The organism is Bifidobacterium avesanii, from assembly GCF_009299475.1.
Taxonomy (GTDB): Bacteria; Actinomycetota; Actinomycetes; order Actinomycetales; family Bifidobacteriaceae; genus Bifidobacterium; species Bifidobacterium avesanii.
Genome location: NZ_WBSN01000002.1, coordinates 159,670 through 178,907, shown reverse-complemented (window position 1 = coordinate 178,907; position 19,238 = coordinate 159,670). Strand labels below are relative to the sequence as shown.

The window sequence follows — 19,238 nt, the reverse complement described above, 5'->3', positions numbered from 1 at the left end:
GCAGTATGAGTGACGGTGAAATGCATCTTCTTGACCCTGCCCCCTTCGGTCGTATTCTGCCCGCCATGGTGACCCCGATGAAGGCCGACGGCTCGGTGGACTACGAGGCCGCCCAGCAGCTCGCCAAGTCGCTGGTCGCGGACGGCGCCGACGGTCTGGTGGTCAACGGCACCACCGGCGAGTCCCCGACCACCCACATGGACGAGAAGGTCGAGCTCGTGCGCGCCGTCAAGGAAGCCGTGGACGTGCCGGTGATCTCCGGCGCGGGCTCCAACGACACCGCCCACACCGTGCGCATGGTCGAGCAGACGCAGGAGGCGGGCGCGGACGCCGTGCTCGTCGTCATGCCGTACTACTCCCGCCCCAGCCAGGACGGCGTCGTGGGCCACTACAAGGCCGTGGACTCCGTGGCCGAGAAGCCGATCATCGTCTACGACGTGCCGGGCCGCACCGGTCTCAAGGTGAGCGTGGAGACCTACGACCGCCTCGCCGAGCTCGAGCACGTCAAGGCCGTCAAGGACGCCACCGGCGACCTCGCCGCCGCCGTGGAGAAGCAGCAGCGCACCGGGCTGGCCTGGTACTCCGGCGACGACGGGCTGTTCCTGCCGTTCCTGTCCATCGGCGCGGTGGGCATCATCTCCGTGATCGCGCACGTGGCGTCCAACCCGATGCGCCGTCTGGTCGAGGCGTTCGACCAGGGCGACATCGCCACCGCCCGCAAACTCGCCAACCAGCTCGCCCCGCTGGTGCACGCCCTGAACGGCGACGGCTATCAGGCCGTCATGGCCAAGGCCGCGTGCAGGATCAAGGGCACCATCCCGAGCACCGCGATGCGTCTGCCGAACATCGGCCCGAACGCCTCGCAGCTCAGCAAGGCCGAGGAGGGCATGCGCGCCGCCGGCCTGCTGTAATCGTCGCCCCCGCGACAGGCGGAGGCAAAGACAAGGAAAATACAGAACACAAGTATGGCTAGAAACAACACCAGAAGAAACAACTCGCGGTCCCGGAAGCCCGCGAAAACCACCACCTCGCCCCAGCAGGGCACGCTTGTCGCGCCCCCGAAGTACCGCAAGGGCTCGATGCGCATCGTGCCGCTCGGCGGTCTCGGCGAGATCGGCCGCAACATGAACGTGATCGAATACAACGGTCACCTGCTGCTCATCGACTGCGGCGTGCTCTTCCCCGAGGAGGAGCAGCCCGGCGTCGACCTCATCCTGCCCGACTTCGGCTACATCCGCGACCGTCTGGACAAGGTCGAGGCGCTCGTCCTCACCCACGGCCACGAGGACCACATCGGCGGCGTGCCCTACCTGCTCAAGCTGCGCGAGGACATCCCGCTCATCGGCTCCAAGCTGACGCTCGCCTTCGTGGATGCCAAGTGCAAGGAGCACCACGAGAACCCCACCAAGGTGGAGGTCAAGGGCCGCGACCGCATGAAGGTCGGCCCGTTCGACCTCGAGTTCGTCACCGTCACCCACTCCATTCCGGACGCGCTCGCCGTGCGCGTGAAGACGCCGGCCGGCTCGATCATCGATACCGGCGACATCAAGCTCGACCAGCTGCCGCTCGACCACAAGATCACCGACCTCGTGGAGTTCGGCAAGCTCGGCGAGCAGGGCATCGACCTGCTCATGATGGACTCCACCAACGCCGAGGTGCCGGGCTTCGTCAAGCCGGAGACCTCCATCGGCCCGGCGCTCGACCACGCCTTCGCCGAGGCGACCCGCAAGATCATCGTCGCCAGCTTCTCCTCGCACGTGCACCGCGTGCAGCAGGTGGTGGACGCCGCGCACAAGTACAACCGCAAGGTCGTGTTCGTGGGCCGCTCCATGGTGCGCAACATGGGCATCGCCGCGGACCTCGGCTACCTGCACATCCCCGAGGGCACCGTCGTGGACCTGAAGCAGGCGCGCGACATTCAGGACGACCAGCTCGTCTACATGTGCACCGGCTCCCAGGGCGAGCCCATGGCCGCGCTGGGCCGCATCGCCGACGGCGTGCACCCGGACATCCAGATCAACGAGTTCGATACGGTCATCCTCGCCAGCTCCCTCATCCCGGGCAACGAGCACGAGGTGTACAAGGTCATCAACAAGCTCGTGCAGCTCGGCGCGCGCGTCGTCAACCGCGACAACGCCGCCGTGCACGTGTCCGGCCACTGCAACGAGGGCGAGCTGCTGTACATGTACAACATCGTCAAGCCCAAGTGCGCCATGCCGATCCACGGCGAGAACCGCCACTTGGTCGCCAACGGCCTGATCGCCGTGAAGACCGGCGTGGACCCGCAGAACGTGGTGCTCGCGCAGGACGGCGACGTGGTGGACCTCTACCACGGCAAGGCCGCGATCGTGGGCTCCGTGCCCTGCGGCTACGTGTACGTGGACGGCGACTCCGTGGGCGAGCTCACCGAGGACGAGCTGGAGAAGCGCCGCATCCTCGGCACCGAGGGCTTCGTCTCGAGCTTCGTGGTCGTGGACACCGAGACCAGCGAGGTGGTCAGCGGCCCGAAGATCTTCCTCAACGCCGTGGCCGAGGACGCCAGCGAGTTCGAGCAGGTGCGCGAGCAGATCGTCTCCGTGCTCGAGGACGCGATGATCCACGGCACCAAGGACGTCCACCGCCTGCAGCAGGTCATGCGCCGCACGCTCGGCAGCTGGGTGGCCCGCAAGCTGCGCCGCAAGCCGATGATCGTGCCCGTCGTGGCCGACATCGCCGACGTGGACGCCAACAACACCATCGAGCAGTGACGGAACGTCGCCGATCGAACCGTCGATCGATAACGCAGTAACGAACCGCATGCGGGGAGAGACGCCGGGACACGATTCCGACGTCCCTCCCCGCTTGCATGACACGAAGGAGAAACACACATGCCAGGAGCAAACCTCACCCGCGTCGAAGCCGAGGAGCGCCACGGCGTCGTCGCCGGCCCGATCCACTACGCGGTCGACCTCGACCTGACCGTGGGCGGCAGGAACTTCGGCTCCACCGCCACCGTCACGTTCGACGCCAAGCCCGGCGCCGCCACCTTCCTCGACCTCATCGCCGACGAGGTGAGCGAGGTCACGCTCAACGGCGAGGCGCTCGACCCGTCCGCCGTCTACGCCGACAGCCGCGTGGAGCTCAAGGGCCTCAAGGAGCACAACGAGGTCACCGTCAAGGCGCTGTGCCGCTACTCCAACACCGGCGAGGGCCTGCACCGCAGCGTCGACCCGTCCGACGGCAACGTGTACCTGTACTCCCAGTTCGAGGTGCCGGACGCCCGCCGCGTGTACGCCGTGTTCGACCAGCCCGACCTCAAGGCCACCTTCGACTTCACCGTGACCGCCGCCAAGTCCTGGCTCGTCACCTCCAACATGCCGGTCGCCTCCGTGGAGGAGCTGGACGCCGTGACCGCCGAGGGCACCCTCGCCGACCACGCCCCGGAGACCACCAAGCGCTGGACGTTCGAGACCACGCCGAAGATGAGCTCCTACCTCACCGCCATCTGCGCCGGCCCGTACGCCGAGTGGCACACCGAGTACGCCAACGAGGACGGCCGCACGGTCACCATGGCCCAGTACTGCCGCCAGTCCCTCGCCGAGGCGTTCTCCAAGGACGTCGACTACCTGTTCGACATCACCAAGAAGGGCTTCGCGTTCTACGCCAAGACGTGGGGCGTGCCCTACCCGTACGCCAAGTACGACCAGATCTACGTGCCCGAGTACAACGCCGGCGCCATGGAGAACATCGGCATGGTCACCATCCGCGACCAGTACGTGTTCGACTCCAAGGTGACCGACGCCCTCGCCGAGCGCCGCGTGGTGACCGTGCTGCACGAGCTCGCCCACATGTGGTTCGGCGACCTGGTGACCATGAAGTGGTGGAACGACCTGTGGCTCAACGAGTCTTTCGCCGAGTTCACCTCCACGCTCGCCACCGCCGAGGCCACCGAATGGCACGACGCCTGGGCCACGTTCTCCTCCGGCGAGAAGAGCTGGGCCCTGAGGCAGGACCAGCTGCCCACCACGCACCCGATCGTGGCGCCGATCAACGACCTCAACGACACGTACGTGAACTTCGACGGCATCACCTACGCCAAGGGCGCCTCCGTGTTGAAGCAGCTCGTCGCCTACGTGGGCCGCGACAAGTTCTTCGAGGGCATCAACCACTACCTCAACAAGCACGCGTACTCCAACGCCACGCTCGCCGACCTGCTGCACGAGCTGGAGCTCACCTCCGGCCGCGACCTCAAGGCGTGGAGCGCCCAGTGGCTCGAGGAGTCCGGCATCAACACCATCGCCGCGGACGTCCAGACCGACGCCGAGGGCGTGATCACCGAGCTCAAGCTCACCCAGACCGCGCCCGAGGACCACCCGGTGCTGCGCGCCCACCGCCTCGCCATCGGCTTCTACGACGAGGACCCGAACACCGGCAAGATCGTGCGCACCGACCGCATCGAGCTCGACGTGGACGGCGAGACCACGCTCGTGGCCGAGGCCGTGGGCAGGAAGCGCCCCGCCGTGATCCTCATCAACGACGACGACCTGACCTACACCAAGATCCGTCTGGACGTGGATTCGCTCGACTTCGCGGTGAAGAACCTGTACCGCTTCGACGACGCGCTCGCCCGCTCCGTGATCTGGCTGGGCCTGTGGGACATGACCCGCGACGGCGAGTTCGAGGCCTCCCGCTTCGTGGCCCTGAGCCTCAAGGCCCTCGGCACCGAGACCGAGTCCACCACGTTCCGCTACGCGCTGGCGCAGATCAGCACCACCGCGCACCACTACGTGGCCCCCGCCCGCCGCGACGTGATCCTGTCCAGCGTGGCCGCCGGCCTGTGGACGCTGGCCGCCGAGGCCACCCCGGGCTCCGACCAGCAGTTCCAGCTCGTCACCGCGTACCTCGGCTACGGCACCGAGGAGGACGAGACCTTCGCCCATCACGCCGAGGGCCTGCTCGACGACTTCGTGCGCTTCAAGGGCCTCGAAATCGACAACAACTTCCGCTGGACCATCATGTCCGCGCTCGCCAACACGAACAACACCGACGTGGACGGCATCAACGCGGAGCTGGCCCGCAAGGAGACCACCGAGAACCGCGAGTTCGCGCTGGGCGCCCGTGCGGCCCTCGCCACCGCCGAGGCCAAGGCTTGGGCGTGGGATCAGGCCCTGCACAACGACGAGCTGACCAACATGCAGCTCGAGGCGATCGCCCGCGGCTTCGCGGCCACCCCGCGCCCCGACCTGGCCGAGCCGTACGCGGCCAAGTACTTCGAGGCCGTGGACTGGATCTGGAAGAACAAGACCTACCACATGGCCGACGCCCTGCTCAACGGCCTGTACCCGATCTACGCCGATCCCGAGACCCTGACCCGCCTCGGCGACGCGTGGCTCGAGAGCCACAAGGACGCCGACCGCGCGCTGCGCCGCATCATCATCGAGAACGTGGCCAGCTCGCACCGCACCCTCATGGTCCGCAAGTACAACGAGAAGGCGTGAGCGCAGTCGCGTAGCAGTCTGCATCGCCGATGACGAGCGGCTCCTTTCCCGGTTCGGGGGAGGAGCCGCTCGTGTATGGTGGATAGTCCAAGGAAAAGCGTGAGCGGCGGTTCATATGATCCGCTCGTGACGCGCTGAACGTTGTGTGTCTTGATCGTTCGCCGATCGTGCCAGCGCATCAGGCCCCTTCCTGACCGGGAAGGGGCCTTTTCGTTTTTTGCCCAATCTGCGCCCGGATTTTGCGATATTGGGCAGAAGCGGCGAATTGGAGGGCCTTCGGGGACTGTAATCCTCCGATTGTGCCCAATATGGCAATCTGGAAGCACAGATTGGGCAGAATCGGGTCGCGGACGGGTAGACTGGAACCGCCGCGTAAGCTACCGTGACCGAATTGGGCAGGATCGCGCGTCGCGCGGGACGGGCGGCGGGCGGTTGGGTACGATGGTGCTCGTATTCGGGAGCCCGCGGCGGCAAACCGCGGGCGGTTGACAAGCGAGGATGTGGAACATGCCCAAGATGTTCGGAACCGATGGTGTTCGTGGATTGGCGAACAAGGATCTGACGGCCCGTCTGGCGTTGGATCTGGGAGACGCCGCCGTGCGCGTGCTGGGGGACTCCGGCACCAAGGACGACCAGCCCGAGGGGCGCCGCCGCGCGCTCGTCGGCCGTGACACGCGCGTGTCCGGCGACTTCCTCGCCGCCGCGCTGTCCGCGGGCATGGCCGCCGGCGGCTTCGACGTGATCGACGCCGGCATCATCCCCACCCCGGGCGTCGCCTACCTGACCTCCGTGCTCAACGTGGAGATGGGCGCGGTCATCTCCGCCTCCCACAACCCCATGCCGGACAATGGCATCAAGTTCTTCGCGCGCGGCGGCTTCAAGCTGCCGGACAGCAAGGAGGACGAGATCGAGGCCGTGCTCGGCCAGGACTGGGAGCGCCCGACCGGCGCCGGCGTGGGCCGCGTGAGCCACGACACCAAGACCGCCACCGACCTGTACATCGACCATCTGGTCTCCACCATCGCCCCGATCGGCGCGGACAAGGTGCAGCCCAAGCCCCTCAAGGGCCTGAAGATCGTGGCCGACTGCGCGAACGGCGCCACCTCCGTGGTCGCCCCCACCGCCCTGCGTCGCGCGGGCGCCGAGGTGATCGTCATCAACGCGTCCCCGGACGGCTACAATATCAACCGCCACGCCGGCTCCACGCACCCCGAGCAGCTGCAGGCCATGGTCAAGGCCTCCGACGCGGTCATGGGCGTGGCGTTCGACGGCGACGCCGACCGCTGCCTCGCCGTGGACGAGGACGGCAACATGGTCAACGGCGATCAGATCATGGGCATCCTCGCCCGCGCCAAGAAGCGCCAGGGCAAGCTCAACCACAACACGCTCGTCGTCACCGTGATGAGCAACCTCGGCCTCAAGCTGGCCCTCAAGGACATGGGCATCTCCACCGTGCAGACCGCCGTGGGCGACCGCTACGTGCTCGAGGAGATGCTGCGCGGCAACTACTCGCTGGGCGGCGAGCAGTCCGGCCACGTGATCAACCGCGAGTTCGCCACCACCGGCGACGGCACGCTCACCGCGCTCACCCTGTGCAACGAGGTCGTGCAGTCCGGCAAGAGCCTCAAGGAGCTGGCCGCCGACTTCCCGCAGCTGCCTCAGCAGCTCGTCAACGTGCCGAACGTGGACAAGATGGCCGCCACCACGAACGCCAAGGTGCAGGCCGCCGTGGAGCGCGAGTCCAAGCTGCTCGGCGACACGGGCCGCGTGCTCCTGCGCCCGTCCGGCACCGAGCCGCTGGTGCGCGTGATGGCCGAGGCCGCCACGCAGCAGCAGGCCGACGAGGTCTGCGAGCGTCTGGCCAAGGTCGTGGCCGACGAGCTGGCGCTGTAGGACGCCGTACATCCGACCGTTCCGAGACCCACGACGAGACCCACGAAAGGCCAACCACCCATGTTCGGAAAGAACGCGAAAGTCAACATCGCGCTGACCAACGAGATCGAGCAGCTGCTCAAGGAAGGCGGCAAGGAGAAGATCCTGCCGATCGTGCAGGCCGGTGAGCCCGTGCTGCGCCAGCAGTGCGTGCGCTACGACGGGCAGCTGCGCAAAGGCACGCTCGCCAAGCTCATCGACGTGATGCACACCACCATGCTCGAGGCGCCGGGCGTGGGTCTGGCCGGTCCGCAGATCGGCCTCAACCTCGCCATCGCCGTGGTGGAGGATCACATCCGCGACGACGAGGACGATCCGCGCGAGATCGCCGAGTTCCCGTTCCACGCGATCATCAACCCCAAGTACGAGCCGATCGGCGAGGAGACCCGCAGCTTCTACGAGGGCTGCCTGAGCTTCGACGGGTACCAGGCCGTGCGCCGCCGCTGGCTCGACATCACCGCCGAATGGGACGACGAGCACGGCCAGCACCACAAGGAGCGCCTGCACGGCTGGCCGGCGCGCATCTTCCAGCACGAGACCGACCACCTCTCCGGCGAGCTGTACATCGACCGCGCGGAGATCCGGTCCCTCACCACCTACGAGAACCTCGAGGACCTGTGGTGCGACGACCCGGTGCCCACCGCGGCCGCCAAGGAGCTCGGCTTCGAGCTGTAGGTCGGGGCTTTTCCGGCGTTTTGAGCGAAGGCGAAGGATTCTTTACGGGTCCTTCGCCTTCGTTGTATTGAGCTGGGGTAGGGGTCAGTGGGACCATCCGCCGGTCAGTCCCACGGGTTGATGAGATCGGTGCTCGTGAACTCGAAATCCCTGACGTTGCGCGTGACCAGCGCGCATCCGTTGACCTGCGCGATGGCGGCGATCTGCGCGTCGGCCAGCTCCATCGGGCGCCCCTTGGATTCCCGGTCGCATAGGATCAGCGCGCATTGCGCCGCTGCACGGTCGTCGAACGGCAGCGTGCGCTCGCGGTAGTGGTCGATGACATCCATCACCGCGCGGGTGAGTCGGTCTCGCCTCCGGCCCTCCGGCAATCGTCGCGCGCCGTACAGCAATTCCGTGACGGTGATCGCGCCGAGACGCAGATCGGCGTCACGCCGCCGGACCAGCCAATCCGCCACGCGCTCGTCGGCATGCGGTTTCATGAGCTCGGAGACGACGTTGGTGTCCAGCAGCATCAGGCCGGACGGCATCAGGAAAGCTCCACAGTGCGTGGGCGGTCCCCGGTGCGCGGGCGTGGCCGGAGAGATTCGGCATTCTCATCTTCGGCGTCCCCGTCCAGCAGGTCGCGGCGGATTTGGGCGAAGAAGTCGGCGTCGCACGCCCGGTTCGCCACCCAGGACGCGGTGAACTCCTCCAGCACCGATCGGGCCTGCGCCTCGGTCGATCGCCCGTTGGCCCTCGCCGCTTCGGCAAGGCGTTCCTTGACCTCGTCCGGCAATCTGCGGATCAGCAGCGACGTCGTCATGACGGTCCCCTTCCATTACTCGATCGGCATATTGATATCAAAAAGATATCATATACCCGGTCCTATGGCGCGAGCGTGAGGGGAGGGGCGCCCGCCGCCCGCCAACGGTGCTAGGCTCGTAAGTTGTGATTAATCTGCGCTCCCACACCACCCGACTCGGCGTGCTCGACATCGGGTCGAACACCGTGCACATGCTCATCGTCGACGCCGCCCCCGGCGCGCGCCCCGAGCCCGAGGCCTCCACCAAGACCACGGTCCGTCTGATGAAGTACCTCAAGGATGACGGCTCCATCAAGAAGTCCGGCGTCGAGGCGATCCTCGAGGCCGTGGACCAGTGCATGAAGCTGGCCGAGGAATACGACATCACCCAGCTGCTCGCCATGGCCACGTCCGCCATCCGCGAGGCGCCCAACGGTAATAAGATCCTGCACAAGATAGAGGAGCGCATCGGTCAGGGCGTCACCGTGCTGTCCGGCACCGACGAGGCGCGCCTGACGTTCCTCGCGGCCCGCCGCTGGTACGGCTGGGACGCCGGCCGACTGCTCGTGCTCGACATCGGCGGCGGCTCGCTCGAAGTGGCCATGGGCTCCGACGAGGAGCCGACCGTGGCGCTGTCCGTGCCCGCCGGCGCCGGACGCATCACCACCAAATACCTGCCGGAGGGCACCGCCACCGCCGAGGAGCTTGAGGATGTGCGCGCCCATGTGCGCAAGATCCTCGAGCCGATGGTCAAGTCCTTCCCCAAGTCCAAGATGCCGAACCACGCCGTCGGCACGTCCAAGACGTTCCGCTCGCTGGCCCGCCTCGCCGGCGCGGTCATGCGCTCGCCCGGCCGCGAGGATTCGTGGATCATGACCCGCGAGCAGCTGGAGGACTGGATTCCGCGCCTTGCCGCCATCGAGCCCGAGCAGCGCGTCGCCCTGCCCGGCATCACGCCCGAACGCACCATGCAGATCGTGGGCGGCGGCATCGTGGCCGACGAGATCATGAAGGCGCTCAACGTGCAGGAAGTCGAAATCTGCCCGTGGGCGCTGCGCGAGGGCGCCATCCTGCGGTGGCTGGACCAGTTCGGCCGCACGCGCCTCGGCTTCTGATCGTACGGCTTCTGGTCGGACGCCGGCGGAGCGTTTCCTGCGTTGTTCCTCGGTCGACGTGCTCAGCACGCCTTCCCTCGGTGCGCCTTGGAACCGCACGCGCCTGGGATTCTGATCGAACAATGAAATATGGGGCATTCCCCGCCGTAATGGCAGGGGGTGCCCCATATTTCGTCCGTGGCTGATTGGTGCGGCGGCGCGTGCGACCTCTAGGCGTACCGAGGGAAGGCGTGCTGAGCACGTCGACCAAGGAACAACGACGAGGGCGCTCCGTCAGCACCCTATTTCAGGCGTTGCGGCCGTAGGCTTCGAGCTGCACCAGCGCCGCCCACGGGGACGGGTCGTCGGCCTTGACGAGGTTGCCGACCTTGACCCACGTGACGCCCTTGGCGTCGACGGGGAAGCGGTGCGGCTGGTCGCTCTTCTCCATATGCACGGTCCGGGTCTCGCCGTTGGAGAAAGTGAGGTCGACCTGCGTCCACCAGTTGTCGTGCGGGAAGTCGGCGCGGGTGACGAGCACAATCTCGTCCAGATCCACCGGGCGGCCGAACTCGACGGTGATTTCGGCGTCGTCGCGGCTGTCGTTGCCCCACGTGGCGAAGGGCCACAGGCCGTGCGACGCGTTGGCGGTGACGCCGTCGATGGCGTTGCGGGCGAAGAAGACGGGCTCGTTGCGGGTCTCCGCGTTGGCGCTCGCGTGCGGGTAGACGCCCGGCTCGTCGTGCTGGTCGATCGGGTTGAGGGCCAGATTGCCGTAGGCGTTGGCCTCCTCGTCGCTGGCCGCGCGCAGGGAGACGAGATGCAGGTCGCCCTTGAACGCCTTGGGATTGTAGGGGATCGCGGCGTCGTCGAACGGCACGGTGAAGGCGAATCCGTCGCCGGTCAGGTACACCAGCGACTCGGCGACCACGTCGTCCACGCGCACGCGGTAGTAGCCCGGTCGGGGCACGGCGAAGCGGATGCGGTCGCCCGGCTGGTATTCCGCATGATAGGTGAGCACGGCGCGGTCGGCGGCCTCGATGCTGGACAGCGTTTCGCCGGAGGCGTTTTCGACGGCGATCTTCAACGTCATTGTCGGTTCCTTTCGTGGAAAAGAGTGGTCACGCACCAGTATGCCATCTTCGACCGGTAAAGTGAAACCGGTTTCACAAGAATTGCCGACAACGGAATCGGGACTTTTCTTCAGGATTGGCGGAATGCCAACCCGGGCTGTGGAAAAGTCCCGGTTCCTTTGTCAAAAATACGGATGATTGGCCAACTCAATGGGCTGTCGGGCCGGTTTGCCGATTTCTCTGGCCACGGAAGCGGGACTTTTCTTCAGGATTGGCGGAATATCAACCAATGCCGTGGAAAAGTCCCGCTTCCGTGGTCGGAGAAGTCGGTCGAAAGGGCAGATCGGTGAGCTGTCCGGCCGGTGGCTTGGCGGCTCGCGTGCCCCCCATTGACCACGGAAGCGGGACTTTTCCGGCAAGATCGGCGGAATGCCAACCCGTGCCGTGGAAAAGTCCCGGTTCCGTGGTCGGGCCGAGGCGTCTTCGGCCAAAAGGCGGCCGGTCAGGGGATGGCCGGTCAGGGGATGGCCGATCGGACCAACCCCATCGGACCGATCGGCCATCCCAGCGCGGCCGATCAGACTGCACCGTACTCCCGGAGCAGCTTGCCGATGTCGGTCCCGTCGAGCTTCTTGAGGACCTTGCCGAGCACGGCCTTCTCCACGAAGTTGAGTTTCATGGCCGTCACCGGCGCGCCGTCGCGCAGCTTCACCGTGGCGTTGAGCAGGTTGCGCACGTCGTACACGCTGCCCCACACCTCCGGCACGCCGCGGTCCACGCCGGCCAGCGTGTAGACGGCCTCCATGCCGGTGCGCATGGAGTACTCGGTGGTGAAGATCGTGTCACGCGGGGTCTCGGCGAACTGGCCCAGGAACGCGAAGTTCACGGCGCCGTCGGGCACCACGTCGGGGCGATCGCCGGCCGCGCGCGGCATGAAGAACGCGGTGATGTACGGCATCATGACCGGCACGGTGTTGGCGTGGTCGTGCGCGAGCTCGTGGATGCGGTCCTCGGGCACGCCCATCTGCCACAGCCACTCCTCGCAGATCTCCTCGCCGGTGCATTCGGTCATCGGCTTCTTCACGTAGTTGCCGGGCTTGTCCGGGAACAGGCCGTACACCCACACGCACAGCTGGTCCTTCGGCTGGTCGCGGAACTGCTGCTGGCGGTTCAGGGTCCAGCTCATGAGCCAGTTGGAGTCGGTGCATGTCACGATGCCGCCGGTCACCACATGGCCCGTGAACGGGTCGCGCTTGCAGATCTTCTGGATGTAGGGCGGGATCTCGCCGTCCAGCGTGGTCACCGTGGCGCTCATCCACTTGGTGGCCTGCGGGTCGGAGCAGAACTTGTCCGGGTGACCGAAGCTCGGGTCCTGCTTGGCGATGCGACGCCACATGTCCCAGCCGCCGCCGGGCTTGATGTCCGGGTTCCAGCCGGCCGACTCGGTCTGCGAGCCCATCGTGGAATTCTCCACGCAGCCGCCGTTGGTGATGAACACGAAGTCGTCCTCGGTGAGGTCGACGGCCTGCATGTGGCCTTCCGCGTCCGTGAGCACGATGCGTTTGGCGAGCTTGCGGGTGGAGCTGGAGTACGGGTTGCGGGCGAACTGCGCCTGCTGGATCTTCTGGATGGTGTCCTGGCCGGTGCCGGTCACCGCGCGCTTCGGGCCCACGCCGCCGCCGATCTCGAACTCCACGTTCTCCACCTTGGTGTTGAAGTGGAACTGCACGCCCGCCTTCTTGAGGTACTCGATCATGGGCAGGATCATCGACTCGTACTGGTTGTAGCGCGTGAAGCGCAGCGCGGAGAAGTCCGGCAGGCCGCCGATGTGGTGGATGTAGCGCTTGATGTACAGCTTCATCTCCAGCGCGGAGTGCCAGTTCTCGAACGCGAACATGGTGCGCCAGTACATCCAGAAGTTGGAGTTCAGCACCTCGTCGTCGAAGAAGTCGGTGATCGGCTTGTCGTACAGCTCCTCGTCCGGCGTGAAGAACAGCTTCATGATCTCCATGGCCGCCTTGTCGGAGAGGCCGAACTTGCCTTCGGTGCCGGCGTCCTCGCCGCGGTTCTTCGTGGCGCGGCACAGGGAGAAGTTCGGATCCTCCTTGTTGAGCCAGTAGTACTCGTCCAGCACGGACGCGCCGGGCGTCTCGATCGACGGGATGGAGCGGAACAGATCCCACATCACCTCGAAGTGGTTGTCCATCTCGCGGCCGCCGCGCATCACGTAGCCGAGGCCGGGGATGTCGAGGCCGTCGCAGGCGCCGCCGGGCACGGAGTCCTTCTCGTAGACGTGGATGTGGTCGCCGGGCATCTGCGCGTCGCGGACCAGATAGCAGGCCGCGGACAGGGCCGCCAATCCGGTGCCGATGATGTACGCGTTCTTGTGGTCGATGCCGGTGGGCTTCTTGGGGCGCGCGAACGCCTCGTAGTTGCCGCTGGAGTAATACATGCCGCCCTCCTTCGGGGTTCGTGCGGGCGGGCGGTGCGGGACCTGCGAGGCCTCGCGGTCCGTTGCAGGGCCGGTGCTGGACCGGTGCCGGACTGTTGCCGGGCGCTGCCAGACCAGTGCCGGGCCGTTGCTGGGCCTTGCGCCGAGGGACTTGCCAAGTTTCCGAGGGACTTGCCAGGTTTCCGCGGGACTTGTCGGGTTCCCGCGGGGCTTCGCGGGTCCGGTGGGCTGGCGTTGGTCCTTGGGGAACTTCGCCGGGCCGTTGCCGGGCTTCGTGCCGTCGAGCCTCGCGGGGTTCCTTGCGGGTTCCTCGCGGGGCTTCGCAGATCTCGCGTCCGTCCGCCGTTCGTTCGCCTCCATTGTGCCCCATATTTGCTGAACGTTGTCCGAACGAGTGAACAGCGTGTTGTCTATTTTAGGGTGGAAGATGATGGTGGGCGCGGATTGGACGATTTGCATGTCGCGCTGGATCCGCGGCATGCGGCGCGGATTGGGCGGTCGCCGTGCGGGCGTGGCGGCGATTGCCATGTCGCGTCGTGTCATGCCGTGATCGTGTTGCTTCGGCCTTGATGCCGTCGGGTTGGCGCCGTGCCGATCGATCGGCGATCGCGCATGGCGATGTCCGCTCCGCCGTCTGCGAATACGGTCCGACGCAACCGGCGTTCACACGCGGCGGGTATAGTTGCAGACCAACGCGGCATGGCGCCGCCGAGGAAGGAAGGCCAGTGATGTCCGCCGCCACCTGTGGTTCCGTATCCGTCCTGACGCTGGGGCTGCCCGCGTCCGCCGCCGTTCCGGCCGAGAAGGGCGCCCTGCCCAAGGCCGCGTTCGTGGGTCGCGGGCCGATCTCCGCCAAGCTCAAGGCCCGTCTCGTGGGCGACATCGCGTCGATCACGCTGCTCGGACTGCTGCGTCCGGCCAACACCGGGGCCGCGGAGGGCCGGCGCGTCAGGGAGATCCTCGTGCTGGGGCTGCGGCTGGCCGGTTCGGCGGCGGCCGGTGGAACGGGGGAACCGCGCGTGCCGGTGGAGGTCATCGAGCACATCGCGGCGCAGCGGCCGGGCGGCATCCTGTTCGTCTGCGTGGCCGATGGTGCGGCGGATGGCGGCGAGGCTGATGGCAAGCCCGCCGAACGATGCGTGCTGGCCGTGCGCCGGCGTCTTCCGGGCCGGGCCGGTCATGTGGAGCGGTTCGCCGTGTACGCCGGTGAGTGGTCGGACCCGGCCGATGTGCTGGTGGAGGCCGCCGGGGCGACGATGGACGAGGTGTGGGATTCCGTATGCTCGCAGGTGATCTTCGGCACGGAGGATCCCGCCGATCTGGACGCGCGGCTGCTGCGGCGGGATCGGATCGCCGTGCTTGAGGCGGAGGAGACCCGGCTGGTCGGCGACCACAAGCGCGCCAAGGATGCCGTCAAGCGCAATGAGGCCTTCGCCAAACTCGCCAAGGTCCGCGCCGAGCTCGCCCAGTTGCGCGGATAGCGGCCGTGCGGTGCGTGGAAAACGGTCTGCGTGGTGCAAATAATGTGGTCCTGTATGGAAACGGGCGGATGGAACCGTTATGCGGCTGGAATCGTATATGGCTGTATGAATCCGGACGATGGAACTGTGCGGGAAGTGGCAATCATACGGGTCTGCATGGGATCTGACGCTGGACGGCGGTTGGCGGCGTAGTCTCCGTACGGATCGGTACAGGAACGGACGGATGCGGTCACTATATGGCGGAAATCATATACGACCGTATGAATTCGGACGCTCAGTGGTGGCCGGTGGCGTAAATCATGCGATGAGATATTGTTTCCGCCGCTGGGCCACTGTTGATGTCCGGAATCATATCGCGGCGATACGGAATCGTACGCGGGGAGGCGGCTGGTGTACGGAATCGTATCGGTCCGATACGGAACAGTGCGCAGGGCGACCGTAAACGTTCGGTCCTGTATCGCTCTGATACGGAAACGGACGCGAGGAACTTAAACAACGGTCAAGAGGCGGCGGGGATACGGCAATGGGGCGGTGGGGATCGGTGATGGCGGGGTCGGCAACGGGCGGTGGGAGCATGGCGACGAGGAACCTCAACAACGACCGAGGGGCAGTCCGCCACGCGCCCGTGAATGGGTGACGTGGTGGACCGCCCCTCAGTGAGTCAGGCCGGAAGTGGGTCAGGCAAATCCAGCGGATCCGACGGACCGTCCCTCGGCGAAATCCGCTGTGGACTGGGCCGGCAACGACCGAGGGGCGGCTCGTCGCGCACCCGTGAATGGGTGACGTGGCGAGCCGCCCCTTAGTGATTCAAACCGGAAGTGGGTCAAACCGGAAACCGGCAGCCCAGACCGTCGAACACGGAATCCGAACGGGAACCCTACTCGGCGAGGGCCTTGTCCACGACCTCGGTGGCCTCGGCGAGCACCTTGTCCAGCGCCTCGGGGGACTCGAAGGACTCGGCGTACACCTTGTAGATGTTCTCGGTGCCGGACGGGCGGGCCGCGAACCAGTTGTCCTTGGTGGTGACCTTGAGGCCGCCGATCTTGGCGTGGTTGCCCGGCGCCTCGGTGAGCTTGGCGGTGATGTCCTCGCCCGCGAGCTGCGTGGCGGTCACGTCGTCGCCGGTGAGCTTGGCGAACTTCTGCTTCTGCTCGAGGGTGGTGGGGGTGTCCACGCGCTTGTACCAGGACTCGCCGAAGCGGGCCACCTGGTCCTTGTGCAGCTCGGCCGGGTTCTTGCCGGTCTTGGCGGTGATCTCGGCGGCCAGCAGGTCGGGGATCAGGCCGTCCTTGTCGGTGGTCCACACGCGGCCGTCGCGGCGCAGGAAGCTCATGCCGGAGCTCTCCTCGCCGCCGAACGCCACCTCGCCCTTGAACAGCGGGTCGACGAACCACTTGAAGCCCACCGGCACCTCGATGACCTTCGCGCCGATGGATGCGGCCACGCGGTCGATCAGCGAGGAGGAGACGAGCGTCTTGCCCACGGCGGCGCCCTCGGGCCAGCCCGGGCGGTTGCCGCCGAACAGGTACTCCACGCACACGGCGATGTAGTGGTTCGGGTTCATGACGCCCCAGTTCGGGCACACGATGCCGTGGCGGTCGGCGTCCGGGTCGGTGCCGCCCACGAGGTCGTACTTGTCCCACGCGCCGGCGTTGAGCTCGTCCACGAGGCCCTTCATGGCGTACGGGGAGCTCGGGTCCATGCGGATCTTGCCGTCGTGGTCGATGGTCATGAAGCGCCAGGTCGGGTCGACCTCCGGACGCACCACGCCGATGTTCAGGCCGTACTTCTCGTTGATGAGCGGCCAGTAGTTCACGGACGCGCCGCCGAGCGGGTCGATGCCCAGACGCACGCCGGAGTTGCGGATCGCGTCGAAGTCGATCACGTTGCCGAGGTCGGAGACGTAGTGGTCGCGGAAGTCGAAGCCCTCCACGAACTCGGACTTGACGGCCTCCTCGTACGGCACGCGCTTGACGGACTTGTAGTCGCCGAGCAGCTCGTTGGCGCGGGCGGCGATCGCGTTGGTCACGTCCGCCGGGGCCGGGCCGCCGGTGACCGGGTCGTACTTGAAGCCGCCGTCGGTGGGCGGGTTGTGGGACGGGGTGACCACGATGCCGTCGGCCAGGCCGTCGCCGGTGAAGCGCTGGGTGCCGTCGGCCGCGCGGTTGTGCGTCAGGATGGCCTGCGAGACGACCGGGGTGGGCACGAAGTCGCCGCGGGAGTCGACGCGCACGTGCACGCCGTTGGCGACGAGCACCTCGATGGCGGTCTTGCGGGCCGGTTCGGACAGGGCGTGGGTGTCGGAGCCGAGGTACAGCGGGCCGGTGACGCCGGCCTTCTTGCGGTATTCGGCGATGGCCTGGGAGATGGCCACGATGTGGGCCTCGTTGAACGAGGTCTTCAGGGACGATCCGCGGTGGCCGGAGGTGCCGAAGATGACGCGCTGTTCGGGCACGGACGGATCGGGGACGAGGTCGTAGTACTTGCCGATGACTTCGTCGACGTTGATCAGATCAGCTGGGGTGGCGGGCATACCCGCATTTTTTGCAACCATAAGCCCATATTGCCACGCCAAAACGACCGCAACGCGGACAGGGGGTGAACATCCGGGGCCGGTTCGATTGATTTTCCGGATGTTCTCCCTCCGTCCGCGTTGCGGTCGGGGAGCGGGCTGCGGCCGCGAAGGCCGCGCGGGGTTCAGCGCCGGGTGAGCTCCTCCTCGATCTGCTCGAGCGACTTGCCCTTGGTCTCCGGCACGAAGCGCATGACGAACGGGATGGACAGGGCCGCGAACACGCCGAAGATGGCGAACGGCCCGCCCACGTTGTTGCCGAACGCGTCGAGGAGCATGAGGAAGAACTGCGAGACGATGAAGTTGCCCAGCCAGTTGGCCGCGGAGCCGAACGAGGAGCCGATGCCGCGCACGGACAGCGGGAAGATCTCGCCGATGAGCACCCACGCGATCGGGCCCCACGAGACCGCGAAGCCGAGGATGTAGAACGCGATGAGGATCATGGTGGGCACGGCGAGCACGGCGACGTCGCCCACGAAGTTGAGCACGGCGAGGATGGCCAGCGAGACGGTCATGACGACCGAGCCGAAGATGAGCAGCTTCTTGCGCGGGAACCTGTCCATGATGAGCGTGGCCACGATGGTGGAGACGAAGTTCACCACGCCGATGCCCACGGACACCCAGATCGCGTCGCCCTCGGGGAAGCCGAAGCCCTTGATGAACACCTGCGGCAGGAAGTAGATGACCGAGTTGATGCCCACGAGCTGCTGGAAGAGCATGATGCCCACGGCCGCCACGAGCGCCGGTCGGGCGATGCGGAACAGCTCGCGCACGCCGCCCTTGGTGTCCTGCGCGGCCACGGCCTTGATCTCGTCGAGCTCGAGCTGGACCTGCGTCTGGTCCACGTCCTTGCGGATCAGGGTGAGCACCTTGAACGCGTTGCGCTCGTCGCCCTTGTTGACGAGGTAGCGCGGCGACTCGGGCAGCAGGATGCCGCCGATGAGCAGCAGCGCCGCCGGCACGAGCGCGGAGCCGAGCATCCAGCGCCAGTCGGCGAAGCCCAACAGGTCGTGGTGCAGGAACCCGAGGTTGGAGGCGTAGGCGAGCAGGATGCCGAACGTGATCATGAGCTGGAACAGCGTGGACAGCGAGCCGCGGCGCTCCTTGGGGGCCAGCTCGGCGAGGTAGGCGGGCGTGAGGGCGGAGGCCGCGCCCACGGCGAGGCCCAGGATGATGCGCGCGGCGACCATCATGAGGAAGCCGGTGGCCGTGGCGCACAGGCCGGAGCCGAGCAGGAAGAGGATCGCGGAGACGATGAGCAGCTTCTTGCGGCCGAACCGGTCGGACAGCGCGCCGATCGACAGCGCGCCCACGCACGAGCCGATGAGCACCGAGGAGGTGATGAATCCGGTCTGCGAGACCGTCAGTCCGAAGTCGGACTCGATGAGGGGGCTCGCGCCGGAGATGATGCCGGTGTCGAAGCCGAAGAGCATGCCGCCGAGCGCGCCGAACGTGAAGATGAACGAGCTGTTGAGCGGGAACCGTGAGGAGTTCATGGGGTCTGGTCCTTCCGTCGCCATTGAACGGGATGTACGTCTTGGGGGAGCCGCGGGGACCGGCCCCGAAAACGAAAAAAGACCCGGGACCTCGCGGAAAACCACCTTGCTCCGCGGGCCTCAGGTCTTGCCTCGAATCGAGTCACAATCCTTCGCGCTTCGTATGTTGACGATCAGTATACGATTCGCCGGCCGGATCGCG

Annotated in this window: 13 protein-coding genes; 7 read left to right on the top strand and 6 right to left on the bottom strand. The window is 66.6% G+C overall.

Going from position 1 to position 19,238, the window contains the following annotated elements:
• The first annotated feature begins 5 nt into the window (after positions 1–5).
• The 5 genes from dapA (at position 6) to DSM100685_RS02210 (ending at position 8,084) form a co-directional block, all read left to right on the top strand.
• A complete protein-coding gene (gene dapA / locus DSM100685_RS02230; protein WP_152349734.1) occupies positions 6–911 on the top strand; it encodes a 4-hydroxy-tetrahydrodipicolinate synthase in 906 nt (301 codons plus the stop codon).
• A 54-nt stretch (positions 912–965) separates the two neighbouring features.
• Positions 966–2,747, top strand: a complete 1,782-nt coding sequence (locus DSM100685_RS02225) for a ribonuclease J (protein WP_152349733.1) — start codon at positions 966–968, stop codon at positions 2,745–2,747.
• Positions 2,748–2,867: 120 nt separating this feature from the next.
• Entirely contained in the window at positions 2,868–5,477 is a 2,610-nt protein-coding gene (pepN, locus tag DSM100685_RS02220; RefSeq protein ID WP_152349732.1) for an aminopeptidase N, read from the top strand.
• Positions 5,478–5,984: 507 nt separating this feature from the next.
• Positions 5,985–7,370: a phosphoglucosamine mutase gene (gene glmM, locus DSM100685_RS02215; protein WP_152349731.1), complete on the top strand. Its 1,386-nt coding sequence runs from the start codon at positions 5,985–5,987 to the stop codon at positions 7,368–7,370.
• Between the two features lie 60 nt (positions 7,371–7,430).
• Entirely contained in the window at positions 7,431–8,084 is a 654-nt protein-coding gene (locus DSM100685_RS02210) for a peptide deformylase (protein WP_152349730.1), read from the top strand.
• A gap of 104 nt (positions 8,085–8,188) precedes the next feature.
• Here the strand turns inward: DSM100685_RS02210 and DSM100685_RS02205 are convergent, their stop codons facing one another.
• Together DSM100685_RS02205 and DSM100685_RS02200 are read right to left on the bottom strand one after the other, a co-directional pair.
• Entirely contained in the window at positions 8,189–8,614 is a 426-nt protein-coding gene (locus DSM100685_RS02205) for a type II toxin-antitoxin system VapC family toxin (protein WP_204314241.1), read from the bottom strand.
• Positions 8,614–8,889 carry a FitA-like ribbon-helix-helix domain-containing protein gene (locus DSM100685_RS02200; protein ID WP_152349729.1) on the bottom strand — a complete coding sequence of 92 codons (276 nt, stop codon included), beginning with the start codon at positions 8,887–8,889 and terminating at the stop codon, positions 8,614–8,616. The genes DSM100685_RS02205 and DSM100685_RS02200 overlap by 1 nt, the downstream gene beginning before the upstream one ends.
• 125 nt (positions 8,890–9,014) lie before the next feature.
• Between DSM100685_RS02200 and DSM100685_RS02195 the strand changes: the two genes are divergently transcribed.
• Complete coding sequence (locus DSM100685_RS02195; protein ID WP_152349728.1) at positions 9,015–9,983, top strand: Ppx/GppA phosphatase family protein; 969 nt, start codon at positions 9,015–9,017, stop codon at positions 9,981–9,983.
• A 286-nt stretch (positions 9,984–10,269) separates the two neighbouring features.
• Here DSM100685_RS02195 and DSM100685_RS02190 read toward each other — a convergent pair whose 3' ends face one another.
• Together DSM100685_RS02190 and DSM100685_RS02185 are read right to left on the bottom strand one after the other, a co-directional pair.
• Positions 10,270–11,055: a carbohydrate-binding protein gene (locus DSM100685_RS02190; protein WP_152349727.1), complete on the bottom strand. Its 786-nt coding sequence runs from the start codon at positions 11,053–11,055 to the stop codon at positions 10,270–10,272.
• A gap of 557 nt (positions 11,056–11,612) precedes the next feature.
• Positions 11,613–13,487, bottom strand: a complete 1,875-nt coding sequence (locus DSM100685_RS02185) for an oleate hydratase (protein ID WP_152349726.1) — start codon at positions 13,485–13,487, stop codon at positions 11,613–11,615.
• 728 nt (positions 13,488–14,215) lie between these two features.
• Between DSM100685_RS02185 and DSM100685_RS02180 the strand changes: the two genes are divergently transcribed.
• On the top strand, positions 14,216–14,968 hold the full coding sequence (locus tag DSM100685_RS02180) for a DUF4391 domain-containing protein (protein WP_152349725.1): 753 nt from the start codon (positions 14,216–14,218) through the stop codon (positions 14,966–14,968).
• 877 nt (positions 14,969–15,845) lie between these two features.
• Here DSM100685_RS02180 and pgm read toward each other — a convergent pair.
• Entirely contained in the window at positions 15,846–17,522 is a 1,677-nt protein-coding gene (pgm, locus tag DSM100685_RS02175) for a phosphoglucomutase (alpha-D-glucose-1,6-bisphosphate-dependent) (protein ID WP_152349724.1), read from the bottom strand.
• A gap of 143 nt (positions 17,523–17,665) precedes the next feature.
• Complete coding sequence (locus DSM100685_RS02170) at positions 17,666–19,036, bottom strand: sugar porter family MFS transporter (protein ID WP_170284980.1); 1,371 nt, start codon at positions 19,034–19,036, stop codon at positions 17,666–17,668.
• Between the last annotated feature and the right edge of the window lie 202 nt (positions 19,037–19,238).